Below are 26293 nucleotides of genomic sequence, written 5' to 3'. Positions count from 1 at the left end.
CTCTGATTCTATTACTGAAATTTCTATAACAGAAAAATTATCTTGATTATTAGCTGTAAATCCTTATTTTAGTCCTTTGGAAACCGGTTGCATAACTCCGGTAATTTTAAACTTATGAAACTCCGAATACTACTTTTGACGGCGATGTCCACTTTACTTTATCCTCAGCTCCAAGCACAAAAATTCCCTTATAAGGATAGTAAGCTTGGAACAGAACGACGGGTGCAAGATCTTTTGGGTCGGATGACTGTAGAAGAAAAGGTGGGGCAGCTGAGCAAATTGCTTGGGTGGGATATGTACGCGAAGAAAGGTAAACAGGTAGGAGTGAGTGACAAATTAAGGAAAGCCGCAAAAGAGCAGCATATTGGATTGCTATGGGCAACGCTACGCGCCGATCCCTGGACGCAAAAAACACTGCTGAACGGGCTTAGTCCTGTAGAAGCTGCACGTGCAACTAACGCCATTCAACGGTACATGTTGGATAGTACCCGCTTGGGAATCCCATTGCTGCTATCCGAGGAAGCACCACATGGACATATGGCGATTGGTGCGACGGTATTCCCGACGGCTATAGGTCAGGCGAGTACCTGGAATCCTGTTTTGATTCAGCGTATGGCCTCAACAATCGCACAGGAAACATATGCTGTAGGTGGAAAAAATGGCTATGGCCCAGTTCTGGATCTTGCGCGAGACCCTCGATGGTCGCGAACAGAGGAAACGTATGGCGAGGATCCTTACCTAACGGGGCAGATGGGAGCTGCAATGATCCGTGGTTTTCAGGGTGAGAAACTTGGGCAACGGGATAAAATTATTGGTACGTTAAAACATTTTGTCGCTTATGCGGCGCCAGATGGAGGGCACAATGGTGAATCGGTATCATTTGGTGAAAGGAGTCTCAGACAGTATTTTTTACCACCTTTCGAAAAAGCTGTAAAATCCGGTGCGGGCTCGGTGATGACGGCATATAATAGTATTGATGGAGTTCCCTGCTCGTCCAATCCCTGGTTGCTAAAGGATATCCTTCGTAAAGATTGGGGTTTTAAGGGATTTGTGGTATCCGATTTATTAAGTATCTCTGGACTCAATGGGGGGCATGCGACAGCTGCCACAGCGGAGGAAGCCGCTTCGCAAAGTATACATGCGGGATTGGATGTTGACTTGAGCGGATCGGGGTATGGCCCGAATCTTTTGAAAGCTGTACAGCAAGGTTTAGTGGAACCCGCAGTATTGGATACCGCGGTAGCCCGTGTATTACGGATGAAGTTTAATCTTGGACTATTCGACCAGCCCTACGTGGACGAGAAACAGGTTGCCCAAAAAGTTGCGACAGCTGAAAATAAGGCTGTGGCGAGAGCGGTTGCGAAGGAATCTATTATCTTGCTGAAAAACGAGCAAAATATATTACCCTTAAGCAAATCATTGAAACGGATCGCGGTTATTGGACCGAATGCCGACAACGGTTATAATCAATTGGGTGATTATACCGCGCCACAGGCCGATGGCAAAGTACAGACCGTATTGACCGGAATTCAGGCAGCTGTGAGTAAAGGCACCCAAGTTGATTATGTGAAAGGTTGTGCGATCCGTGATACGACGCAATCCGATATTCCGGCTGCGGTGGCTGCTGCACAGCAAGCCGATGTCGTGGTGTTGATCCTTGGAGGCTCTAGTGCGCGGGATTTCAAAACTTCCTACCAAGCAACAGGAGCTGCCAATGTTGACCCCAATACCGTCAGTGACATGGAAAGCGGGGAAGGATTTGATCGCGTTTCATTGGATATGATGGGCGATCAATTAAAACTGATGAAAGCGATCCAGGCAACCGGAAAACCAGTCGTGCTGGTGACGATAATGGGCAGACCGCTCAATCTGAATTGGGCAGCAGAACATATCCCGGCTATCGTGAATGCCTGGTATCCGGGGCAGGAAGGAGGATTGGCAATCGCAGATGTGCTGTTTGGCGATTATAATCCAGCCGGTAGGCTGCCGATTTCGGTACCACGTTCGGTTGGTCAGCTTCCGGTACACTATAATCATACAAAGCCGAAGCATCATGATTATGTGGAGATGTCCGCTAAACCGCTATATGCTTTTGGTTATGGATTAAGCTATAGTAAATTTGATTACAGCAATCTACAGGTGGGGCTGACTGAAGGTGCAGATGATTTTGTCTGTACGGTATCTTTTGATGTAGAAAATAAAGGAAGTCTGGCCGGTGATGAAGTGGCACAATTATATGTTGTCGATGAGGTGAGTTCGGTAGTAACGCCGGTAATGCAGTTAAAACAGTTCGAACGTAAAGCGATCGCTGCAGGAAAGAAAGAGCGGTACACGTTTCAGCTGAGCAAAGAAGACCTTAGATTATGGAATGTGGATCATGCGTGGAAAACAGAGAAGGGGAAATTTAAGTTGCTGGTGGGGACATCTTCCGACGATATCCGGTTGAAAGGGGAGATGGAGCTAAAGAGGGATTATTAAAATGACTTGATAATAAAAGGGGAGCTAGTTTTACTAGCTCCCCTTTTATTATTTAAGGACAATGTGTTTAATATTCTTTCTATTCCAGGTATAGGTGATATGGATAAGACCGTTTGTGTCCTGAATAATTGTCGGATAAGAATACTCATCGTTCTTTATCCCATCTTCAAGGGTGAGGACATCTTTCCACTGTAAGCCATCCTTTGATATGGCGACATGCAGTTTTGTGCGTCCTTCCCACCAGTCGTTGCCAGCGATGGCCGGATTGTATACGATCATAAATAGACCGTTATTTAAATGGATGGCGTCGGTTGCAGAATTGGGATTGAGCAGGTTTGTCGCTTGCCATTCCCCCCAGCTTTTACCTTGGTCAGCGGAAAAAGCACTCATTACTTTATTTTCTTTACTGCGACAGAGCACCTGAAGGCGGCCGTCCCGGTGTTGTAGTATACTTGGCTGAATGACTTGAACCGTTGTATCTGGTCGAACTTTAGAAATAGCCCAGGTTTTACCCTGATCGCGACTGATTTCTATATGTGCTTTCCAGATTTCTTCTTTTGATTCGGTGCTGGAAGGAGACAGTATAGTACCATTAGGCAATGTCAATGGTTTGTTTTTGATCGGTCCCAAAATAGCATCTGGTAATGCCTGCGATGCAGACCAATGACGACCTTTATCGAGTGAGTATTTGACATAACCTTTCCATTCGCGCGGATTAGGACCAATTTTATAGAATAGACACAGAGAATCGCTATTCGGATACTGGTAGAGCACGGGATTCCAGGTCGGATAGCGTTTATGTTCCAACACGCCATCTGCAACTTGAACCGGTGCATCCCATCTTCCGTTTGCGTAACGGGAGCTCCAAATCACCACGTCAGGATTGGATTCGTGTGTACCACCGAACCAGCAAGCTAGGAGACTATCTTTACCGAGGGATTGGATGGTGGAAGCATGGCATTGCTTAAAATCTACATGCCCTTCCTGAAAAATCTGTTGGGATGAGACTATTTGCGGTTTATAGGTTTTGCATGAATAACATGTAAAGAGTAATACTGTTAAAAATAAGATTATTTGTTTCATTAGGCTTTGATTGCCGCTAACTAACGGACGGAAATTGAATGGATATTTTTTTAGGCTGGAATCCTGGCTGTTTTGTATTTTTAATGCAGCTGTTATTAATAAAAATACGGGCAAATTACTGGATAGGTCACTGCTTCAGCAATCAGAAAAAAGCAGCTGACCCTATGTCAGCTGCTTTTTTTATTATTTGCTTAGCAATTGAATTGCGGTTGCATAATTGAATCTTGTAGCCGGACTTCTCAAGGTAATCTGGTTGTCGTGTTGTGACCAGTCCAAGCGGCCTTTGTGGCCGAGAATGGTAATTTTTTTCACCTTAAAATTGTCGGGTACCTGAAAGACGTATTCATTTGGCTGTTGATAAGCGTCTCCATTCGAAAGGTGGAATACATTGACGATCTTGCTGTCTTTACTTCTGGTGTAATAGTAATCACCCTGATGGTATGGGGCGATGGTACGAGTGGCATAGACCGCATTCTGATTGATTTTCATCCAAGCAGATAGTTCGTTTAACCGGTCATAAGCGGCTTGGTCATAATCACCTTTAGGGCCAGGAGCTATATTAAGCAAATAGTTGCCACCACGGGAAATAATCTTGACGAGAGTTTCGACGATTTTCTTTGTGGGTTTGTAGTTGTCATTGGGCACATAGCTAAAGGAGTCTCCCATCGTGATACAGCTTTCCCATGGGATATCCAAGGGATGTTCGGGGATAGCCTGTTCCGGAGTGACGTAATTTTCCCAGTTGCCTGGAACAGTGCGGTCAACAACAATGATACCCGGTTGATTTTTTCTGGCCATCCCACCAATACGGTCCATATCGATATTTTGGTCCATTTTGATTGTCCGTTGCCAATCTACAGATTTGTCTACAGTTTCTAAAGGACGTACCTGTCCACCATCCAACCATAGAATATCCACCTTTCCGTACTCCGAAGTCAGTTCATTGATCTGGTTGTAGGTGAAATCTTTAAATTTCTGCCAACGCTCAGGGTATTTTTTGGGGTCATAATTTACATTTCTGTCCTTTGGTGGAAAGTAAGGCCACCAATAATATTCGGAGTGCCAATCCGGTTTGGAGAAATAAGCTCCGATCTTGAAACCGTCATTTCGAAATGTATTGAAGATTTCTTTGGTTACGTTTGCCTTTGGATTGGAGGAGAAGGGTGTTTTGGTAGAGGTAATCTTATAATCCGATTCCTTGGTATCGAACATTGCAAAGCCATCGTGGTGTTTGGTTGTAAAGACCACATATTTCATTCCGGCTGCTTTGGCTGCATCCGCCCATTTTTGAGGATTAAAATCAGTGGGGTTGAATGTTGTCTGTAAATTCTCGTAATTCTTAAGGTATTCAAAATAGGTTTTACCATGCTCGGGTTTGCGTTGTGTCCAGCCTTCATCTTCGGGACAGATACTCCAGCTTTCCACAATCCCCCATTGACTGTAAGTACCCCAGTGCATGAAGAGACCGAATTTCATGTCCTGCCATTGTTCGAGGTTTTCGATCACCTGCGGATCGGTAGGTTTTTGATAGCCGCCCGATACATTATGTGCCTGTCCAAAGACCAATGTAGAGGTTGTTGCCAGCAGTGCGGTTGCTATAATGGTTGTCAGTTTTTGCATGTATAAATATAATAAAAATGATAATAAGAAAGCCACCCGAGAGTGGCTTTCTGTTTGGTAGATGTAGAATCTGGTTTAGTTAACGTCCCAGAAAATTTTGGTATTGACATTATCCTGAGCCTTGACAGCCTCGTAATTTGTACTATTATTAGATAATTCTGATGTCCCTATTGTCCATCTTAGCGGTACAGTTTTTTGTCTGTCGGATGGAGCAACACGGAATGCGAATATTGGATAATTCAACCGTCTTACTTCAGACCAGTTCTCCACAGATTGAATGATGTTAAAATGTAACCATTTTTGCATTGCAATAAGCTGTAGCTTATTGCCTTCCCAACCCACATTTGAAATGTATTTACTTATTTGTTCTCCGGTAGGGGCGGTAGGCGCAGCAACTTCATTATTGTTACTTACTTTGCGTATATTTTGTTGCATTCCAATTGAAGCTTTAATACCCTCTTCAAAGGCGGTTTTTGCGGCTGCATCACTGCCCGAACGCAATTTAAATTCTGCAATTAAAAATTTAACTTCTGAAGCTGTAATAAGCACTCCAGGAAAAAATTGATTTCTAGAATACGTTGAACGATTATAGGTCGTTACTTTACTAGGATTTTGTGTTGTGTTAATCAGTAATTCGGCTTGTGCCGCGGAAGCCAAGGCAGGATCTAATCCCATGTATTTGCCACCGGCACCGGGACCGGGCTCGAACATATAAGGTAATCTAGGGTCTGCTTTAGCTACCATATCGTCAATCATAACCTTACCAGCAATATTGTTATTCCAACTCTCAATAGCATCCCTAAATCCTTTTGAATTAATATCCGTAGCGACGTCAAAGATGTCCACTTGGATATTATCTTTGTTATCAAGTACCAATGGAGCATTTGCTATGATGTCCGCAATTTCTTGGTTAGCTCTTGCAGAAAAAGCTTGCGTTTGCCCAACCCTGGTTAACATGCGGAGACGCAATGAATTGCAATACTTTTTCCATAAATCTATCGATCCCGAATTAACCAAATCCTGATTTTGGAATCCCGTTAAAATACCGGGTGCTACTTTAATATTTGTAAGTTCACTGTTTATAGCTTTTAGATCATCTAACATGGTTGTATAAATGTCAGTGGCTTTATCGTATTTAGGATACGAAATTGTATAATCACCTCCATTTGTACTCAATTTACCAGCCTCGCTCCAAGGAATATCCCCATGCAGATCAACTTGTTGTTGAGTCATGTCGTAGAAGAAAATTTTTGCCGCCAGATAAAATATTTTTTTATCATTTTTTTCCGATTCCGGAGCAGCATTATATATTTTTTCAAACTCTCTAAATTGAGCCAGTCCCTGATAATATCTTTCCCAACGGTCATCTATTGCCGCAGCACCGGGGGTTAATTGCTCATCTGCATTCTGCCAACCCACTGTCTGAATATGACGATGGATAGTTGGAGCAAGTGTTACAAAATAGTTGCGGTATGTGGGAATGACTAGCTCACGATAAGTAAATAGTATTCCAGTGAATTGTTTATCGATTGTAGTTTCCGTTACTTTCGATGGATCCCTGTATAACTCATCAAAAGAAGTCTTTTTGCAAGATATTGTTGTCGAAAGTGAAGCAGTGCATAGTCCCGCTATCACAAAGTATTTATTAATTTTCATAGTTAGAAACTTGCTCTTAACATTAAACCATATGTTCTTGTCGCAGGGCTTGTACCAGCATTGGTTACCTGATTTACCCAATAGGATCCACCTGTCATTTGCTCAGGGTCTAGATCTTTAATGCTTCGGTAGATAAAGAATAAATTACGTCCGAAAGCTGAAATTTGAATGTTTTTTGCTTTTAATTTGGATGCAACAGATGCAGGAAGTCTATATCCGAAGGAGAGTTCGCGCATTTTGATGTAATTATTATCCTTCACGTACAAACCATAATTTGCGTTGGAATATTGAGGTCCTCCCCAGTTGTACGTTTGGTTATAGTAATATGCTTGCGAAATAATATTGTTGTTTGCAGAGCCATTGCTCAATACACCCTCCATTAACATACCATCGTGGAATACCTTTTCTCCATTGGGCCCAGCAGTTCCATTGGTAGCTACACCTTTACCGTTAGCCAAATAGTAACTAAGTCCTCCGTGTTCGGTATCCATCGCATTTAAGCTTTCTTCTAATAAACCACGGCTAACCATCCAATTGATACCTGTTGGCATAACTTGACCACCCCAGCGGAAGTCAATTAAGGCATCTAAAGTGAAGTTTTTGTACGTAAATGTATTGATGAATCCACCGGTGATTTTTGGCATGGCATTACCTGCTTTAATCCATTTATCAGCATCTAATTTGTATAAACCATTGTCTGAAACAATTCTATTTCCTTTGTCATCTGTAGAATAAGGATGTACCATAATGTCACCCATGGATTGACCTACAACAGCTATCAGTTGTGCTGCACTACCGTCATAATCTCTAAGTCGTAAAAAAGAATCATCTCCTGGAAGTTTTTCAACAACGTTTTTATTGGATGCGAAGTTTAAGACCGAATTCCATTTAAAGTTTTCATTTTGAACTGGTACGCCGGTAATTGCAAATTCCCAGCCTTTGTTTCTAAGTGTCCCTACATTCGCTAAAATCGATGATGACCCTGATGAAATTGGAAGTGTAAAATCTAGGATCTGGTCTACGATCTTTCCATTATAATACGTAAGATCAACACCAAATCTATTTTTAAACATTTTGGTTTCTAGACCGAACTCAAATTCATGTTTGTTTTCGGGTTTAATCAATTCGTTTCCGAAGCTTGATGTAGGAATATTTGTATAAAGTACCGGTAATGTCCCACCTTGGCTTCCTAAGGAACTTTGACTATAGCTTAACGCGCTTCGGTATATTTCCGGATATTTACCCACGATACCGAATGAACCTCTCAATTTTGCGTAGTTAAAAGCTTCGGGAAGCTTGAATGCCTCGGACAAAATTAAACTTGAATTGACGGAAGGGTAATATAATGTATTACGATCTGGGTGCATCGTTGACACAACTTCTCTTCGCAATGTACCCTCAACAAACCAATAGTTCTTTAAATTAAAATTTAACGATCCAAAAACTGCATCCTGTAATCTGTTCCGTTTAACACTATAGCCTCTGCTTAGATTGAGAGAGGAGCTAACATCAAACCAGTTTCTTACGCTTAGGCCGCCACTTGTTGCAGCTTCTACATCCGTACTCAATGTTTTTGTGGCAGTATAACCCACCATTGCCCCAAGTTTAATGTCGTTGGTCACTTGTTTGCTATACGATGCTAAGAAATCTGCATAATAAATATTAGCGTTTTGATTTTTTAAGGAGTAGTATCCCGTATTTTCAAATGCGAGTGGACGTTCGTTAGGTTGTTTATCTTCGATTCTACCGCCAGTAACATCTGCCGAGAAGCGCGCGCGTACCGATAGGTCATCGGTAATTTGATACGTGTTTGTAAAGGATCCGATGAGACGATTAGAATATTCATCATATTGTTTCGCCTTTACATTCCACATATAGTCTAAAACATCCGTTTTGTAGCCATTGTATTTTAGATTTTCTCCTGGAGTTAGACTCTGTGCATTTGGGCCGTCCACTACATATTTGTAGCCTAAACTCGTTTGATACTTATCAAGATACCATTCTGGGTTATCGAATGTCGAGATCATTCCCGTGAAGTTGTTGATTAGACGATCAGTAAGGAATGGTCGATTATGCGTATGCTGATTAACGAAATTGACAGTAACGTCTGTAGATAGTTTCTGCCAAAGTTTAAAATTTGCAGCTAAGTTTGCGACATTCTTTTTATTATAAGAGTCCAAAGAAGTCATTTGATTGTCTTGACGTGTTAACGAAAAACGAATATTTGAGTTTTCGGTAGCATGTCCTAATGCAAAGTTAAATATGGTGTTATTCGGGTTATTGAATAACTTATTGTACGATTTTTGTGCGACATATGGACGTACCTTACCGTCCCAGGAAATAATGGGTTGACCATCGAATTTAGGTCCAAAATTTACCGTTGCTGCTAACACTCCTCTATTTACACCGTCAATCGTTCTGTCTGCCCCATAATAGAAAAATTTATCCTCCGCTTGTCCTTGGTTTGAATATTCCCGGCTAAAACCCGGACCACGAACATCCTGGAATCTTGGTAGATAAGCTATTTGATCATGGGTATAAGTCGCATTGAAATCAATAGAAAATCCTTTTCCTCCTTTTCCAGATTTCGTTGTAACCATAACGACACCATTTAGCGCTTCAGAGCCATATAATGCAGCGGCGGAAGCTCCTTTTAGCACCGAGATGCTCTCGATATCTTCTGGGTTTAAATCTTCTAATCCGTTACCGCGTGCACGTTGGTCACCCCAATAATCACTATTATTAAAACTACTTTGGCGCATCGGTACCCCGTCAATGATAACAAGAGGTTGAGAAGTACCTGTAATCGAGTTTGTACCCCGGATATTAATGTTGATCCCTGACGTAGCACCGCCCGGTGCAGCCGAGATACGAACACCTGGTGCTTTACCATACAATGCCCCCGCAAAGTTTGGAGAACCAGTTTTTGTTAGCTCTTTCGAGTCAACGGTGCTCATGGCATAACCCAGCTCTTTGGGAGCTCTTTTAATCCCCATGGCTGTTACCACTACCTCCTCTAGATTGGAGGCATCTTCAGTCAGTTTAATGTTAATTGTTTTTGTTGATCCAACTACAATCTCTTGAGACTTATATCCGACCATGGATATGCGTAGGGTTTCGCCTTGTGCGGCTTGGATTGTAAATGACCCATTGGCGCCTGTTTGCGTACCTCTAGTTGTTCCCTTTACAGAAACGGTAGCACCAGAGATAGGTCCATTAGCATCTGAAACTATTCCAGAAATGCTTTGCTGCGCGAAGAGTGATGTAGCACTGAAAAGTGTACATAACGCCAATCCTGCAGTTTTTTTGTAAAATAGACTCATGTTTTAGGTGTTTGTGTAAAAACGTTAGTTAATTATGTTGGTAATGTATTTTTCTATGACTAAGGCCGTTGTTCCAATCTGTTGTGCCTTTTTGTGTAGACTGGAAATACTTAATGTTGTCTTTTTGGCTATTTTGGGAATGCTGTATTCGTTTATTGCTACTTGGATGTGAGGAGCTAAAATATGCCCGATTTCGGCGCCTCTACCACTGATGATAATTTTGCTCGGATTTAGAATGTGAATTAATGTTGATATTCCTTTACCGAGTAGATACCCTATTTTTCCGATATTATTAATTGCTACCTGGTCGCCGATTTGCACAGCTTCTATTAATGCCTCGATTTTGTTGACATATTCCCCAGCAAGTTTTTCATAAATTGAATACTCCCCATTTTTTATATCCCGTTCGATATTCCGGACCGCAGCACTAATGGATGCTTCGACTTCTAAACAGCCTCTTTTACCACAGGAACATAAAGTCAGCGTTTCTGAAAGTGGAATATGGCTAAATTCGCCAGCATAGCCTGATGTGCCTTTGAATATATCATCGTTTATTAAAATTCCTAACCCTACACCCCAATTTAGATTGATCACCAATGAATGAGACGAATCCTGAGCACTGCCAAATTTTTTCTCCGCCCAGGCAACACAACGTGAATCATTGTCGATAATCGTTGGAAGATGAAATTTCTTTTCTATCAACTCTCTAATATTGTATAAGGAGGAATCTTCGTTATAAGATTCGTTGAGACCTGTATCCGTATCGACGAAACCGGGCATGCTGACGCCAATACCAATCACCTGTTTTAGATCGATCTGGTTACTGTTAATGAAAATGTTTAGAGCTTCTAATATGGCATCGGTCGCTTTTCTGTCACTAAGATCAATTGGAATATTGTTTTTGGAAGAAATTATTTCGGCTTTCAGGTTAGTTAAAGATATGGACGTGTAAAATTGATCGATGGCAATGCTGATGATACTGTGCTTCAACTCTTCATTGAGCATATATTGTATAGCCTTTCTTCCACCCGTAGATGCGGCATAACCTTTCTCTACGATGACATTTTTAGTCATGAGGTCATTCATCTGTTTGGTAACAGATGGAATGCTTCGGCGCAAAGAATTTGCAATATCTGCAATCGGTTGCATTGGCTTGTAATACAACATTCTTAAAATCTCGACGATCATATTTGGTTAAATTGTGTTCGTAGTATTGTGTTCTCTTAAGTTTAAAAATGACTTAATTCTAATCAATTTAAGTCAATCTGGTTTTTCATAGTATATGCTTAAAAAAATACCGAATCCCTCGGTTTTCTATAAGCTTGATATGTTAAAGATATATACTATTTATGTTAAGTTCAAAATTCTTTTTAAAATTTTTAAAAAGAATTTTGAACTTAACGGTTTTTATAGCTAAAAACCCTGTTCTTTATTGTTTTGAGGAGGCTTTAAATAGAAGAATTGTAACAAAAACTATACGAAAAGGTTTTCGTTGCTTGATAAACAAAAAGCCGGCTATAAGCCGGCTTAATTATAATTCATTGGGTGAAAAAACTTATTTCTGTTTTGCCCACCACAGTGGAGTCAATACTTTATCCACACCACCTAATAATGATACCGCATTTTGGTATTCAGCAGGATCAGTATCCCTAAATGACGATGGGAATGCTAATCGTTGTGGAAAGAATCTGATGCTGCTTGTCATAAAGTTTGCTGATGTAAGATCAGGCAAGTTTGGTAAAGCATTTTCAATTGCAGGATTTTCATAGAAAGGTAAACCCAATCTTCTTTGATCATTCCAGGATTCCAATGGTAACCAAGGTAAATTGGCAATGAATTTTTGAGTAATGATCTTCGTCAATAAATCATTGCGTACTGTACCATTTTTGTAAAGTGAATTGACAGGATATTTAATGCTTACTGTACCGGCAGCATTGGTATAGCCATCAATGTAATCCATGGTATGTGCATCACCTGGTTCTGCTATATGTGTGAAACTAACCGAAGTACCTACTCTGTTATAATCAGTCGAGCTTAGGTATTCGGAAGCAAACTGACCTACGCCCCAGTAATCGAAATTGGCTCTGACACCATTCTCATAGGCTTCCTGCGCAGATGTCCTTGTCATCCATCCTTTTAGCGATGCTTCGGCTAATAGGAAATAGGTCTCCCAGTTGGCAAAGAAAATACGGCTATTTGTACTTCTTCTGAACTGAACTGCAAGCGCCGGAACTTTACCTACCAATGTGCTTCTCAATCGGTTGTTTGTTCCTTTTGCTGCCCAGTCACCTAATGAAAACGCATTCCAGGTATATTTGGTATTGACAGCAATTTTCGTACTGCCATTTACTAAGGTGTCTACAGTTTTTTTAGAGTCGTCACCATTGTCGAAGAAGTTGCGGTTGTTAAAATCTCCCGGAATAAAGAAGGCCTTCAACGCACGAGGGTCAATTTTATTTGGCAGACCATCCAGCCAATAACCTGCGGAAGGATCATTGGTCATACTGGTAAAATGGTTACTGTAGCGCTTACCAATGTAGTTTTCGGCTTTGATCGAAGATTTCAACTCATCAGCAACCTGCTTTTCTGTTTGAATACCCCCCAACCCAAGATAAAGGTTGTTTAATGTAGCTGAAAGTGCCTGATAATTCCAGCTGCGGCTCATAACGCCAGTCAATGGATCCCAACCGTCTTTCTCTGCAACTGTGAAATTGTCCGCCGTATTGCTGATGTACTTATTAGTAGCAACAGCAGCCTCGAATTCAGATTTTGCTTTGTTTGCATCAACCTCAGATAGGCGCATCGCCAGACGCATCCGCATTGAGTTGGCATATTTGATCCACTTCTCGTCATTAAAACCATACGCACGGTCAAACTTGACAACATCGTCAGGAACCTTTATGCCGGGTTTTATTTTGGAAGTCGCATCTTTAAGTTCCTCGAAAAGATAGTAGTAAACATCTTTGACTGAACTGTATTTTGGGTTAACGCCTTCTGCGAAAGCTATAGGAGTAGGGCCAAAATTATCGGTTACCTCACTGATCAGGTATGCTCTCCAGATACGTGAAATCTGTAGTAAATTATTGGTATATTCTTTCGCTGTACCGGCATTGATTTCATTGGTGGCAATCTCAATTCCTTTAGTCGCATTTTTGATCCATTCAGCTGAATATCTATAATATTCTTTAGACCAATCATCATTTACTGTCCCCGTTGCAAGACCATTGGTCATATGCTGTCTTCCGGTTGTTTTCCAGTCGAGCACAAAGATACGCTCAGCGATATTGGGATCTTGTTGTGCGCCAGTAAGTGAGTTGTTAAAAAAGAATTCGATTTTGACTTGTTCGTCGTTAGCTTTATAGGGATTGACGTTCATCTCATCGAATTTAGAGCATGAGCTGATTACTCCTCCCAAAAGAACTGCGAAACCTATTTTTGATATGATATTTTTCATGATTTATCGTTTTTGTTGATTAGAAGCCTAAAGTGACATTAAGGAAGAAAGATCTGGATGTTGGTGTAGAGAAGTTCTCAAAGCCTGTCGCATTGGAGTTGATCGCAAATACAGATTCTGGATCTACACCATTGGCATAGCTTTTAATCATCCAAAGATTATTTCCTGTCAAGCTGACTTTGGCACGCTGTACGATGCTGTTTCCAAGAATGCTTTTTGGAAAATTATAACTTAATGTCACATTTCTCAAACGGATATTGGTGGCATCATATACGTTTTGTTCCGTAATACCATAGTTTCCTGACGTGGAAGTCACTTGCGTCCAATATAATTGTTGCGTGGTTTGCACGGTATTTTTTGTGTAAGATCCATTGGAGGCAATCACGCCATCTACTACAAATGGATTGCGTTCGCCATTTGGAGCTGTGACTGCAGCACTACCATTTGCCTGTAGATTGAGATTTGTTCCAGAGAAAAATTCACCGCCAAATCTTCCGTCTACCTGGAAGCTTAAACCAAAGTTTTTGTAAGCAAAATTATTGTTCCAGCCTACCAATGCTTTAGGTGCTTGGTTTCCAAGTTTGTGAAGACCGCTTGCCGCCTGTGGTAATCCGCTGCCGTTTAAGATCAATTGACCGTTAAATTCGCTGTTCGGATCCTCAACTCTTAAGAATTTGGTACCATAAATATCGCCATACAATCCACCTTCAAGGGCGCGGATCGAAACATTGTCATAAGAGCCCAACGGATACATATCTACCCCTTCGGCAAGACTGATGATCTTATTTCTGTTTCTTGAAAAATTCAGGCTGGAATTCCATGTTAACTGATCTTTATTTGTCAATATTCTTCCGTCCAATACGATTTCAAAACCCGAGTTTTGGATATTTCCGGCATTAATTTTTTCATATTCATAACCACTGTAAGGGTTCATTGGAAGATCGATCAGCTGGTTGGTCGCATTGGTTTTATACCAGGCAAAATCCAAACCTAATCGGCTGTTGAATAAACGGGTGTCGAAACCAAACTCGATGGTTTTGATAAGTTCGCTCAGAATGCTCGGGCTATATTTGGTATTTCCCATTCCAGCAGTCGTGTTCCCATTTGGATCTTTTCCGATGTTATAAACATTGTACAATTGGAAGGATGGAAGATCATTACCAACTTCAGCATAAGACCCTCTTAATTTCGCAAATGATAACCAGCTCGGTAATGAACCTCCCGTTTTGTTAATCATATCCGAAATTACCCACGACCCACTTACTGAAGGGTAGAAGAATGATCTATTATCTAGTCCTAAAGCAGATGACCAGTCATTTCTTCCGGTCACGTTAAAGAATAAATAATTATCGTAATTGATCTCAGCTGTGGCATACAGTGAGTTGATTTGTTTTTGTAACAAACTTTGTTCAATTGTTGGGAATGACTTACTGTTATTGATGTAAAACAGATTTGGTACTTGTAGTTCGCCTGTACTTGCATCTATCCCAGTTGATCTTGTCTTCATAATTTGTCCGAATACGGAAGCAGATCCACCCCATTTTCCGATCAAATTATCTTTACGGGCATTTAACGCAACAGTGAAGTTGTTTTCAAAGAATGTGTTTTTACCCACGCCATAACTACCACCTGTAATCAATGGGCTACCACCATACGTTTTGTTTTCATAATTGGTTGTATACTGATCACGGCCAAATCTTGCTTCCGCATCTAACCAGTCATTGAATTTGTATTTGATATTACCATTCATGATAAAACGATCACGAATATCATTGTTCAGACGGTATTTTTCCAACCAATAAGGGTTCATCGTTTTATTCTCACTTGTTCCATACCAAGCCATATCACCGACTGCATTCAATGGATTTTTGAAATCAAGGATATTCATGGAACGAGGCATGGTAAACAATGTGCTATACACATTCGAATTATTTTGTCCAGAGATAGGTCTGTTTTTGGCGTTCATATTCATGTACTGCACCTTGACATCAGTGGTCCAGCGTTTATCAGGGCCAAATGATGAGGTAACCTTAGTCATCAAATTGATTCTTTCTAAGGAAGATCCAGGAATCTTGCTTTGGTCATTTAAATAAGTTGCGGAAGAATAGATATTGGTCTCGCCCAGCTGTTGTTGAAAAGCAAGGTTTTGCGTATGATTAACCCCCGTATTGAAGTATGCGCCAATATTGTCATATACCTTGCTTACTTTATCGCCCCAGCTCGTTGTACTTATTGGATTATAAACACCGTCTTTTCCTTGTCCATAGCTATTTTGCAGATTCGGTGTCATGAAGATCGTTTCAAGACCGATTGTTGAAGAGTAGGTGATACCTGCGCCTTTTTGAGCTTTACCCGATTTGGTCGTGATCACGATGGCACCATTACCAGCTCTTGATCCGTATAATGCGGATGCTGCACCGCCTTTAAGTACGGACATGCTTTCAATATCGTCTGGGTTGATGTCACCTAAACCACCACCCATATCCGTAGCGGGGTTCCACATATCGTTATTTTTATCACCATTTCCTTTCATACCACCAAGGAAATTGTTCATCGGCACACCGTCAACAATGATTAATGGTTGATTATCTCCTGTAAGTGAGTTGTTACCACGAAGTGTGATCTTCGTCGAAGATGCTGGGCCTGCCGAACCTTTTATTACCTGAAGTCCGGAAACTTTACCGACCAATGCATTCGCAACATTAGTTTCTTTGGCATCTGTCAATTGTTCGGATTTAACTTCCTGAAAAGAATAACCCAATGTTTTCTTCTCCCTTTTTATACCCATGGCTGTCACGACGACCTCTCCTAATGTTGAGGCATCTGAGATTAATGTAACATTAATCGTTTTAGTCGAGCCAACCACGATTTCTTGGGCTTTGTATCCGACGATTGATACACGGATGGTTTCACCTGGAGCTGCATCAATGCTAAATGATCCACTGGCGTTTGTCTGTGTCGCTTTTGTAGTTCCTTTGACTGCTACAGTGGCTCCTGAAATAGGCCCTTTGTCATCGGATACCTTACCTGTAATTGTTTGTTGCGCATAGAGGGCTGAAGCACTAAATATTGTGCCCAATGCTAACCCCGCTGCTTTTTTGTAAAATAGACTCATTTTTTAGGTAATTAAGTAAAGAGTTTAATTCGTTAAAATGCGATTGATATAATGTTCGACAACTAATGCAGCTGTCCCTTTTTGTTGTGCAGTTTTATGTAGCCCTGAAATTTCTATTTCAGTCATTTTGGCTATTCTGGGAATACTGAATTCATTGATAGCGTTTTGGATTTGTGGGCCTAAAATATGTCCAATCTCGGCTCCTCGACCACTGATAATAACTTTGTTTGGATTGAGGATGTGCAGTAAGGTCGATATCCCTTTCCCGATCATAAAACCGATCTTCCCAATATTATAGATAACCAATTGGTCTCCTATTTTTGCGGCCTCGATGAGGGCATTATTTTTGTTGCTCATGGTTTTTATAAGCGTGCTATAGATGGAATACTCTCCCTGTTGGATTGCCAATTCTGTTTGCTCTATTGCGGATTTTAAAGATGCCTCCACTTCAAGACAGCCCCTTTTTCCACAGGAACATAAACTGTTGGTGTTAGAGAGCGGAATGTGACTAAACTCGCCAGCAAAACCCGTAGCGCCGGTAAAAATTTCACCATTAATGATAATTCCCAAGCCTACTCCCCAATTCAGATTAATGACCAGCGTATGTGTGCTATCTACGCCACTTCCGAATTCTTTTTCAGCCCAGGCAACACAGTGGGAATCATTATCAATTATTGTGGGTATATTCAGCTTCTTTTCAATGTTGTGCTTAAGATGATGAAGTGGATTGTTATCGGCAAATGAATCATTGACCCCAAGGTTGGCATTGACAAAGCCCGGCATGCTGATTCCTATTCCTATAATTTTGCTGCTTTTTAATTTGTGAGTATTAATAAACTTTCTGATGTGCTCAACAATATCATTTCCAGCAGATTCGTCTCTTAGGTCGAGCCTGATATCCACTGTTTCAGCTAAAACTTCCTGTTTCAGGTTGCTCAGATGAATGGATGTATAGAACTGGTCTACGGACACACTAATAATGAGTTGGTCAGCATGATCATTTAAAGCATATAACGCTGCCCTTCTGCCTCCGGTGGAGGCGGCCAAACCTTTGTCTACAATAACATGCTGTTCTAATAGCTCATTAATTGCTTTTGTAACAATAGGCGTGCTTTTTGCCAGGCTTTTAGAAAGTCCAGCAATAGACAGCTCCTTTAAATAGTAAAGATATACAAGGATTTTCTCCTTCAATTCCATGCTGTTATGTGGGGATGCGTTAGTGTTTTCCCATTTAGTGATCGCTAAAGATATGTTATATTTGTGTTAAGTGGAAATACCTTTTTATTTTTTTTTAAAAAGTAGCCTTTAAAACTGGTTATATTTTATTTTGTTGACCTGTAAATAAAAAACGCTCTCATAATTGGAGCGTTTTTTAGGAACCTGTATAGACCCTTATTTTGTTGATGGTACTTTTGGCGCTGGATGATTTGATTTTAAATCTAAACATCCTCGTACAATCTTTTATCAGACGATGCTCGATCGAGATAGCAAGCTACAGGGTGAGTTGTAGCTGGATTGATATTAATCTGATAATCAGTGTAGCTGTATATGTGAATAGCAGTTTTACCTAACTAATGGATAATATTATCGATCAGATGTTCCGCCACTAAGGCGGCGGTCCCCATTTGCTGTGCGTCTCTGTGAAGTTCAGAAATTTCTATTTTGGTCATTTTTGCGATTTTGGGAATGCTAAACTCGTTGATTGCGACCTGGATCTGTGGGGCGATAATATCACCCACTTCCGCTCCACGTCCGCTAATGATTATTTTGTTCGGATTGAGGATATGCAGTAGGGTTGAAATACCTTTTCCGAGCATGTAGCCAATTTTTCCAAGGTTATTAATCGCAATTTGATCACCCAACTTCGCTGCTTCAATTAATGTATCCGCTTTATTTGTATTTATTTTAGCAAAGGTGGAGTAAATCGAATATTCACCTTTTTGGATATCTGATTCGGTATTTTGTATGGCGGCATTTAAGGATGCTTCGACCTCCAAACAGCCTCTCTTGCCACATGAGCACAAGGTGGTTTTATCGGACAAGGGAATGTGGCTAAACTCACCTGCAAAACCTGTTGCACCTTTAAAGATTTCACCGTTTATGATAATTCCAAGTCCAACACCCCAGTTTAAATTGATGACAAGGGTATGCGCGATATCCACCCCATGGCCAAATTCCTTTTCCGCCCAAGCAACACATCGGGAATCATTGTCAATAACTGTGGCTAACTGTAATTTTTCTTCAATTTGTTTATAGAGATGGTGGAGGGAAGAATTTTGGGGATAAGAGTCATTTATTTTCTCTTCCGGATTAACAAATCCGGGCATACTGATTCCCACACCAATAATATGTTGTTTGTCAATCTGACTTTCCTGAAGAATCGTTTCCAGTGCATGGAGGATCCGTTCCCCGGCATCCTGCTCTTTTAAGTTGATGGTGATATCCTTCTGTTGTGCAATAATAGTGTGCGCTAAATTGGAAATGGTAAAGGAGCTATAATATTGATCTATAGCGACACTGACGATATAGTATGAAAGGTTACTATTGAGTCCATATTGGGCGGCACGCCGACCGCCTGTTGATTCCCCCAGGCCATGATCAAGAATAAGTTCTTGTTTCACAAGTTCATTAATTGTCTTTGTGACTATGGGCGTACTTTTTGAAAGAGATTTAGAGAGATCCGCAATGGATTGTGTCTTATTATAATATAATAATCGTAAAATGTCAGCTTTCATTGTTTAATTACCTAATAAAAGGAATTGGTCATAATTGTTAGCTAAAGATAAGTATTTTAGGTAAGTTTTGACGACTTTTTAAATAATTTTAAAAAGGAATTTTGTTAGCTCTTATTTTTATACAGTTATATTGCTAAAAGCTTCCTGTTTGTGCAGTGATTGATTTGATTTGGCATAAAAATGAAGTCAAAATCCCTATATTTACTAGCTAATCACTTAATTTATGATAAAACAACGTTATTATTCCTTGGATGTATTTCGTGGGGCTACTGTTGCTCTGATGATTATGGTCAATAATCCGGGCACATGGGCGCATATGTTTGCCCCGCTAAAACATGCAGCCTGGCATGGATGCTCTCCAACGGACTTGGTTTTCCCATTTTTTCTATTTGCTGTTGGAAACGCGATGTCCTTTGTCATCCCGCGATTGCAGGAGGCAGGTCCGGCAGTTTTCTGGAAAAAAGTACTTAAACGTACTATCCTGATTTTTGCAATAGGCCTCTTTATCAACTGGTGGCCATTTATTAAATGGGAGGGAGCAGAACTGGTTTTTAAACAATGGGTAGACCCAAATGATCCAAGTCGGGGTATCCGTATCCTCGGAGTCCTACAACGTATCGCGATTGCTTATTGTTTTGCCTCCATATTAGCTTATTACTTTAAAGAGAAGGCAATTATCTGGATTTCTACCATCATATTATTACTGTATTGGGCTGTCTGTGCCCTGGCCGGAGGAACAGATCCATATAGCTTAGAAGGATGGTTTGGAACAAAATATGATATCGCTCTTTTGGGCGTGCCACATATCTATAAGGGCGAAGGAGTTCCATTTGACCCCGAGGGGCTAATGAGTACCTTACCAGCGGTGGTACAGGTTGTATTTGGTTATCTGGTAGGGGTATTTATCAAGAAACAAGGGCAGGTGGACTGGTTATGGTCCAAGGTACCGGCTTCAAACGAGCCTCATTTTAAGCTATTATCGGGTATGTTTGTAACTGGTTTTATCCTTCTTGTTTTGGCATGGATCTGGGCGCTGGGCTTTCCGATCAATAAGAAAATCTGGACAAGTTCCTACGTGCTTTACACAACCGGACTTGCGACAATGACAATCGCTGGTATGATTTGGTTTATTGAGGTGCAAGGGGTTAAAAATAAATTGACTCAATTTTTTGATGTGTTCGGCAAAAACCCTTTATTTATATTTGTACTGAGTGGAATTTTACCGCGCTTTTTGGGTTTATTCCGGATTCCCGACGGACTGGCAGAAGATGGGAAACAAAAATATATTGACGCTTTTGGCTGGTTTTATAAATATGTCTGTGCCAAAGTTCCCGGAATTCCCGAACTGGGTTCTTTTGTTTATTCCCTGTGTTTTTTGGCGCTCATGTGGGTCATCTGTTACTGGTTGGACAAGAAAAAAATCTATGTAAAAGTATAGAGATAGCAAAGACCTTAGTGGGAACATTTGCTGATCCAAAAAAAAATGCTAACTTTGCACACAATTAATAAATTTTTTAACGCTTTAATATTATTCAAGAGATGTATTTAAGTAAAGAGTACAAAGCTGAAATCTTCGCAGAATTTGCTGGATCAGCGACAAACACTGGATCTACAGAAGGTCAGGTTGCTTTATTCACTAAGAGAATTGCTCACTTAACAGAGCATTTGAAAAAGAACAGAAAAGATTTCGGTACACAACGTGCCCTACAAATGTTGGTAGGTAAACGTCGTTCATTATTGGCTTATCTTTACAAAACTGATATTAACCGTTACCGTGCGATCATCAAAGCGCTAGGTTTACGTGATATCATCAAATAAGCTTTTGTACAAAGGTTTTTTAAGAAAGCCATCCAGATTCTGGATGGCTTTTTTCGTTTTATTATAGTACAGCTGTATGGTTCTGCTGGCAAAAGCTGCGGTCAAACCTTTACGCTGCCCAGGTGCAGACTGTCTGTGTTTCCCCCACCATAGCTCTCTACAAAAAATATATACACTTCATAAGTCGCTTCCTTTCCATGTTTTGAAATAATAATGTCTTGTTTTCCAGTTATTAAGCTGTTTTTTGAATCGTTCGTCAAAAGTGGATATTCAACCCCATTACACGCTGCATTATACAGGACTAAGAAGGAATCATAAAACCTGGTGTCAAACTTCTTCTCCAGATAGGCATCATATTCCCAAGTAACCCGAAGCACTCGGTTTTCTTGATCGAAATCCATCGTGTAGGAAGTGATGGGGTTGGGGCTTCCTTTGGCAATCATAAATTTCAGCCAGTTAACTTCAAAACCGTCTTCTTTCTGAATAAGTGCTTCGTTCAGATTATAAGACATCGCACCATCATATGCCCGCTTTGGGTAGCTATATGCCTTAAAACCTATCTTGATGATCGGATTTAATAGGCTAATATGCGATCTCACAATTTTGAAGCGGGTTCTACTGAGCAGCTGTTCAGGACTGGGCTCCCGCTTTTTAATGCGTGGGAGAGCGCGTACATAATTTCCTGTTTTCGTCAACACAAACACAACGGAACCCGCTTTCCCGGAAACAGTTCCATTAACGCCATTTTTGATTATTGCCATAACGGTCTGATTAGAAAATAGATAATTAAGATAAACATTAAAACGGAAACATCCTAATGCCAACTTATCCCTAATCACAAATTTCAATCAATTTTTAGACAGTAATCACTCATTGATTATTCAATCCTCACTGAGTAATCACTGAGCAAGCACTGAACAAACACTGAACAAGTACTGTTAAAAGGTAGAGTTTGATCACTATTTGATTATAAGAGGCTGTCCTTAAAAATTAAAAGAAGAAAAAGGGAAGGGGTTGTGCTTGTGTAACAAAAATAATGCTCCAAATGACCTAAATAGAGTAAAAGTGTCTAAGGTTCAATCTTTTCTGGACTGGCCGTTGTTATTGGGAAAATGTTCAAAACAATTACATCTAATAGAGCATCTGGAGGTGCATTTTTAGGAGCAGATTTCCAAAGAATGACATCGGATTCTTTAGCTCCCTGTGGCCTGCGTATTGGCTTTGCATATTTAGCCTGCTGTTATTTGCATTAATCTTAATATTTTAATTTACCTTTGTGCTGAAATCTAACGTATTTAAAATATCGGCACGCTGCCAACAAGATGAAAAGCGTGTCAAAAACAAGATTAAATGAATTACAACGAAATTAAAACAACCATCGATATGGGTAATGGCACCCAGATCGAATTGTCTACAGGGAAATTGGCAAAACAGGCTGATGGAGCTGTAGTGTTAAAACAAGGTGATACGATGTTGCTAGCAACTGTCGTTTCTGCCAAAGAAGCTAAATCTGGTGTTGATTTTTTACCACTTTCAGTAGATTATCAAGAAAAATATGCAGCAACAGGCCGCATTCCAGGTGGTTTCTTACGCCGTGAGGCTAGATTATCAGACTATGAGGTATTGATTTCCCGTTTGGTAGATCGTGCATTACGTCCTTTATTCCCTGAAAACTATCACGCAGATACACAAGTTCAGATTAGCTTGATTTCTGCAGATAAAGATATTATGCCTGATGCTTTAGCGGGTTTGGCAGCTTCTGCAGCAATCGCAGTATCTGATATTCCTTTCAATGGTCCTATCTCAGAGGTTCGTGTAGCGAAGATTGACGGTCAACTGGTGATCAATCCAAAATTATCTGAACTGGAAAACGCCTCTTTAGAATTTATCGTTGCCGGCTCTGCACAAGATATCGGTATGGTTGAAGGTGAAGCAAAAGAAATTTCTGAAGCTGAGATGGTGGAAGCAATTGCTTTTGCTCATGAAGCGATCAAAAAACAAATCGCAGCACAGGTTGAATTGGCGAATCTAGTCGGTAAAACTGTAAAACGCGAATATAACCACGAGCCTGAAAACCTTGAATTGAGAGATTCAATTTTTGCAGCTACGTATGATAAAGTTTACGCTATCGCAAAATCTGCTTCAGCGAAACATGAGCGTTCTGAAAATTTTGCGAAGATTGCAGAAGAATATAGAGCAACAATGCCTGAGGAATTGGATGATGATACAGCATTCTTGTTTAAAAAATATTTCCACGATGTTCAGTACGATGCTGTCCGTAACCTTGTCCTGGACGAAGGAATTCGTTTGGATGGCCGTGACGTTCGTACAGTGCGTCCAATCTGGTCAGAAGTAGATTACTTACCTGCTGCACACGGCTCAGCTGTATTTACACGTGGTGAAACACAGTCATTGACTTCAGTTACTTTAGGTGCTAAAGACGATGAACAAATGATCGATGGTGCTTTTATCAACGGTTATAACAAATTTATCCTTCACTACAACTTCCCTGCATTCTCTACAGGTGAAGTCAGACCAAACAGAGGTCCAGGCCGTCGTGAAGTTGGTCATGGTAACTTGGCCATGCGTTCATTGAAACAAGTATTACCTGCAGATAATGAAAACCCGTATACAATCCGTGTGGTTTCTGATATTTTGGAATCCAATGGTTCTTCGTCCATGGCGACGGTATGTGCCGGTACATTGGCTCTTTTGGATGCTGGTGTGAAATTGAAAGCTCCTGTATCTGGTATCGCAATGGGATTGATCTCCGATGAGAAAACCGGTAAATATGCAATTTTATCGGATATCTTAGGTGATGAAGATCACTTAGGTGACATGGACTTTAAAGTGACAGGTACTGAAAAAGGTATTGTTGCTTGTCAGATGGACTTAAAAATCAATGGTTTGAAATGGGAAGTGTTGACCCAGGCTTTGGATCAAGCAAAAGAAGCTCGTTTACACATCTTAGGTGAAATGAAGAAAACTATTTCTGCTCCACGTGAAGACTACAAACCACATGCACCTCGTATTGTTCAGTTATTGATCGATAAAGAATTTATCGGTGCTGTGATCGGCCCAGGTGGTAAGATCATCCAAGAAATGCAACGTGAGACTGGTGCAACAATCTCTATCGAGGAGGTTGATAACAAGGGTGTCGTACAGGTGTTTGCGGATAATAAAGCAGCAATTGATGATGCGGTAGGACGTATCAAAGCGATTGCATCTAAACCTGAGATCGGTGAAACTTACGAAGGTAAAGTAAAATCAATTATGCCGTTTGGTGCATTTGTTGAGATTATGCCGGGTAAAGATGGTTTGTTGCACATCTCTGAAATTGACTGGAAACGTCTTGAAACAATGGACGGAATCTTCAAGGAAGGTGATAAAGTAACGGTTAAATTATTGGATATTGACAAACAAGGTAAAATGAAACTTTCACGTAAAGCTTTATTGCCTCGTCCTCCAAAAGAAGATAAACCAAAACAAGATAAGCCGAACGGCGAAGCTCCCGTAGCTGGTGCCGGTCAGGAATAAACTTATATTGAATTTACTATAAAAAAGCCCGCTAAATAGCGGGCTTTTTTTATGGAAAATAGGACTTGCTTACATCGTTATCCTATGAAAGGTATATTTCGCACGGTAGTGTTTAAATCGAATCTGATGCTCGCGCTTATGCTATTGCATCTGTCCGTTTACGGTCAATTGTCTTATGGCGATAAATTTCGGAATCTTTCCATTGCTATACAAGATTATGCAATTCAGAATAAATTGATCTTGCCCAAGGGACGCTATGAGTTTTATAAGCTGGGGCATGCCATTTTGTGGCCCTATAGACAGGATTCATTTTGGCCTTTTAATAGGTTAATTCTAAAGGATAAAGCTATCAGAGATTCCATGATAGACGAGCTTTATGTTAATTTTGATCAGGAATATAACCGCTTTGTGATAGATATGTATGAAAAACGTTATAAATTTAATGAGGCAAGACACTTTGTTGCTCTTTCCGTGCCGGGCGAATTCAGGGGCGGCATGTCACCACTTTTGGAGCGTTTGTCCAAGTTTTTGTTGGATCGTCAAGGACGCTGGGGCCTCAATCTGTCTTCTTTTACCTTATATATGGATTGTGAGCTTAGCTCTTTGCCCTTAGCGTACGATGGCGAGCCTGCGGTGGTGGAATTGCTCAAGCAATTTTTTGCGGAGATCAAGATTCCCCATAAACCTGGTATTTACTATGGGAAGCCGATGTACTGTTCGTATCGATTTGACTGGATGGCTAATAAAAATAAAGAGATTATGCTCGATTGCTTGGTATATAACGACTATTTTAATATACTGTTCAGTGAAATGAAGTTATATGCGCTGGGCGCGACCGGGAATAGCATGAAGGGACAAATGTCCTTTTTCTATGATCGGAAAAGCAATTGGAAACAGTTTGTTGAACGAAAAGATGTCAAACGGATCTTAAATTCCCTACAGGATGAGACTGCCCTCAAGCTACTCAAGCTGCACTATGATAGTAAAAGATTTAGTGGCGATTATCGGCTTGATGTTGTGCTGTTGAAATAGGGTGACTAGGCTATTAATATAGCTATAAAACAAAGCAGGCTGTCATTTCGACAGCCTGCTTTGTTTTATAGCATAATAACGCCTTTTATCTTGGCTACTTCTTTGAAGAAGTAAATGACCTGATCGGCATCTTTTACATTTACATTAACCGTGATCGAGGTGTATTTTCCTGTCTTGGAGTCTTTGAAATCAAAGCTTGCATCAGTATCATCAAATACTTGTTGGATCTGGTTGAATTGATCCTGATCCTTTGGTAAGATAAACTTGTAGGTATAGTCTTTTGGGAAGGTCTCCAAGTCTTCTAACTTCTCTTTGAAACTTTCATAGAAGTCTTTTGGATTTTCGCCCCCATCAGGGATATCTTGTATATTGATGTTTTTGTAATCTGCCATTTTTTTGTTCTCCTTAATTTTAATATTAAGGTATTAACAAATATTAATCC

General features: G+C 40.5%; 16 protein-coding genes. 5 read left to right on the top strand and 11 right to left on the bottom strand.

The window, feature by feature from the left end; translation table 11 throughout:
* The first annotated feature begins 114 nt into the window (after positions 1-114).
* On the top strand, positions 115-2478 hold the full coding sequence (locus tag ACK8HY_RS18235; protein ID WP_416134411.1) for a glycoside hydrolase family 3 N-terminal domain-containing protein: 2364 nt from the start codon (positions 115-117) through the stop codon (positions 2476-2478).
* A 48-nt stretch (positions 2479-2526) separates the two neighbouring features.
* Here ACK8HY_RS18235 and ACK8HY_RS18230 read toward each other — a convergent pair whose 3' ends face one another.
* From ACK8HY_RS18230 to ACK8HY_RS18190, 9 genes are all read right to left on the bottom strand, one after another.
* Positions 2527-3561, bottom strand: a complete 1035-nt coding sequence (locus tag ACK8HY_RS18230; RefSeq protein WP_416134410.1) for a sialidase family protein — start codon at positions 3559-3561, stop codon at positions 2527-2529.
* Between the two features lie 183 nt (positions 3562-3744).
* A complete protein-coding gene (locus ACK8HY_RS18225) occupies positions 3745-5181 on the bottom strand; it encodes an alpha-L-fucosidase (RefSeq protein ID WP_416134409.1) in 1437 nt (478 codons plus the stop codon).
* Positions 5182-5256: 75 nt separating this feature from the next.
* Positions 5257-6837: a SusD/RagB family nutrient-binding outer membrane lipoprotein gene (locus ACK8HY_RS18220; protein ID WP_416134408.1), complete on the bottom strand. Its 1581-nt coding sequence runs from the start codon at positions 6835-6837 to the stop codon at positions 5257-5259.
* A 2-nt stretch (positions 6838-6839) separates the two neighbouring features.
* The gene (locus tag ACK8HY_RS18215) at positions 6840-10160 is read right to left on the bottom strand and encodes a SusC/RagA family TonB-linked outer membrane protein (protein ID WP_416134407.1); all 3321 of its coding nucleotides are present in this window, start codon (positions 10158-10160) and stop codon (positions 6840-6842) included.
* 24 nt (positions 10161-10184) lie between these two features.
* Positions 10185-11348 carry an ROK family protein gene (locus ACK8HY_RS18210; protein WP_077437936.1) on the bottom strand — a complete coding sequence of 388 codons (1164 nt, stop codon included), beginning with the start codon at positions 11346-11348 and terminating at the stop codon, positions 10185-10187.
* Positions 11349-11715: 367 nt separating this feature from the next.
* Positions 11716-13614, bottom strand: coding sequence for a SusD/RagB family nutrient-binding outer membrane lipoprotein (locus tag ACK8HY_RS18205; RefSeq protein WP_139351211.1), 1899 nt, complete (start codon positions 13612-13614; stop codon positions 11716-11718).
* Between the two features lie 19 nt (positions 13615-13633).
* Positions 13634-16729 carry a SusC/RagA family TonB-linked outer membrane protein gene (locus ACK8HY_RS18200; protein ID WP_077437934.1) on the bottom strand — a complete coding sequence of 1032 codons (3096 nt, stop codon included), beginning with the start codon at positions 16727-16729 and terminating at the stop codon, positions 13634-13636.
* Between the two features lie 24 nt (positions 16730-16753).
* Positions 16754-17926, bottom strand: a complete 1173-nt coding sequence (locus ACK8HY_RS18195; RefSeq protein ID WP_416134406.1) for an ROK family protein — start codon at positions 17924-17926, stop codon at positions 16754-16756.
* A 374-nt stretch (positions 17927-18300) separates the two neighbouring features.
* Entirely contained in the window at positions 18301-19464 is a 1164-nt protein-coding gene (locus ACK8HY_RS18190) for an ROK family transcriptional regulator (RefSeq protein ID WP_416134405.1), read from the bottom strand.
* A gap of 223 nt (positions 19465-19687) precedes the next feature.
* Here ACK8HY_RS18190 and ACK8HY_RS18185 point away from each other — a divergent pair, with 223 nt between their 5' ends.
* Together ACK8HY_RS18185 and rpsO are read left to right on the top strand one after the other, a co-directional pair.
* Positions 19688-20902 carry an acyltransferase family protein gene (locus ACK8HY_RS18185; RefSeq protein ID WP_416134404.1) on the top strand — a complete coding sequence of 405 codons (1215 nt, stop codon included), beginning with the start codon at positions 19688-19690 and terminating at the stop codon, positions 20900-20902.
* A 101-nt stretch (positions 20903-21003) separates the two neighbouring features.
* Complete coding sequence (gene rpsO, locus ACK8HY_RS18180; protein ID WP_077437930.1) at positions 21004-21282, top strand: 30S ribosomal protein S15; 279 nt, start codon at positions 21004-21006, stop codon at positions 21280-21282.
* 101 nt (positions 21283-21383) lie between these two features.
* Here rpsO and ACK8HY_RS18175 read toward each other — a convergent pair whose 3' ends face one another.
* Complete coding sequence (locus tag ACK8HY_RS18175; RefSeq protein WP_416134403.1) at positions 21384-22043, bottom strand: DUF6266 family protein; 660 nt, start codon at positions 22041-22043, stop codon at positions 21384-21386.
* 589 nt (positions 22044-22632) lie between these two features.
* Between ACK8HY_RS18175 and pnp the strand changes: the two genes are divergently transcribed.
* Both pnp and ACK8HY_RS18165 read left to right on the top strand, forming a co-directional pair.
* Positions 22633-24819 (top strand): polyribonucleotide nucleotidyltransferase, encoded by a 2187-nt coding sequence (gene pnp / locus ACK8HY_RS18170; RefSeq protein ID WP_077437928.1) that lies wholly within the window; start codon positions 22633-22635, stop codon positions 24817-24819.
* Positions 24820-24903: 84 nt separating this feature from the next.
* Positions 24904-25851: a hypothetical protein gene (locus tag ACK8HY_RS18165; protein ID WP_416134402.1), complete on the top strand. Its 948-nt coding sequence runs from the start codon at positions 24904-24906 to the stop codon at positions 25849-25851.
* A 65-nt stretch (positions 25852-25916) separates the two neighbouring features.
* Here the strand turns inward: ACK8HY_RS18165 and ACK8HY_RS18160 are convergent, their stop codons facing one another.
* Positions 25917-26243 (bottom strand): DUF493 domain-containing protein, encoded by a 327-nt coding sequence (locus ACK8HY_RS18160; protein WP_416134401.1) that lies wholly within the window; start codon positions 26241-26243, stop codon positions 25917-25919.
* Positions 26244-26293: the final 50 nt, after the last annotated feature.

The organism is Sphingobacterium sp. NGMCC 1.201703 (genome assembly GCF_047784615.1).
GTDB lineage: Bacteria > Bacteroidota > Bacteroidia > Sphingobacteriales > Sphingobacteriaceae > Sphingobacterium.
Note: the sequence above shows the minus strand (reverse complement) of the source record. Positions and strands in the feature narration are given on the sequence as shown.

Bases quoted from the DNA above. Each gene is read 5' to 3' on its own strand.
- ACK8HY_RS18235 (WP_416134411.1), top strand. From the start codon at position 115: ATGAAACTCCGAATACTACTTTTGACGGCGATGTCCACTTTACTTTAT.
- ACK8HY_RS18230 (WP_416134410.1), bottom strand. From the start codon at position 3,561: ATGAAACAAATAATCTTATTTTTAACAGTATTACTCTTTACATGTTAT.
- ACK8HY_RS18225 (WP_416134409.1), bottom strand. From the start codon at position 5,181: ATGCAAAAACTGACAACCATTATAGCAACCGCACTGCTGGCAACAACC.
- ACK8HY_RS18220 (WP_416134408.1), bottom strand. From the start codon at position 6,837: ATGAAAATTAATAAATACTTTGTGATAGCGGGACTATGCACTGCTTCA.
- ACK8HY_RS18215 (WP_416134407.1), bottom strand. From the start codon at position 10,160: ATGAGTCTATTTTACAAAAAAACTGCAGGATTGGCGTTATGTACACTT.
- ACK8HY_RS18210 (WP_077437936.1), bottom strand. From the start codon at position 11,348: ATGATCGTCGAGATTTTAAGAATGTTGTATTACAAGCCAATGCAACCG.
- ACK8HY_RS18205 (WP_139351211.1), bottom strand. From the start codon at position 13,614: ATGAAAAATATCATATCAAAAATAGGTTTCGCAGTTCTTTTGGGAGGA.
- ACK8HY_RS18200 (WP_077437934.1), bottom strand. From the start codon at position 16,729: ATGAGTCTATTTTACAAAAAAGCAGCGGGGTTAGCATTGGGCACAATA.
- ACK8HY_RS18195 (WP_416134406.1), bottom strand. From the start codon at position 17,926: ATGGAATTGAAGGAGAAAATCCTTGTATATCTTTACTATTTAAAGGAG.
- ACK8HY_RS18190 (WP_416134405.1), bottom strand. From the start codon at position 19,464: ATGAAAGCTGACATTTTACGATTATTATATTATAATAAGACACAATCC.
- ACK8HY_RS18185 (WP_416134404.1), top strand. From the start codon at position 19,688: ATGATAAAACAACGTTATTATTCCTTGGATGTATTTCGTGGGGCTACT.
- rpsO (WP_077437930.1), top strand. From the start codon at position 21,004: ATGTATTTAAGTAAAGAGTACAAAGCTGAAATCTTCGCAGAATTTGCT.
- ACK8HY_RS18175 (WP_416134403.1), bottom strand. From the start codon at position 22,043: ATGGCAATAATCAAAAATGGCGTTAATGGAACTGTTTCCGGGAAAGCG.
- pnp (WP_077437928.1), top strand. From the start codon at position 22,633: ATGAATTACAACGAAATTAAAACAACCATCGATATGGGTAATGGCACC.
- ACK8HY_RS18165 (WP_416134402.1), top strand. From the start codon at position 24,904: ATGAAAGGTATATTTCGCACGGTAGTGTTTAAATCGAATCTGATGCTC.
- ACK8HY_RS18160 (WP_416134401.1), bottom strand. From the start codon at position 26,243: ATGGCAGATTACAAAAACATCAATATACAAGATATCCCTGATGGGGGC.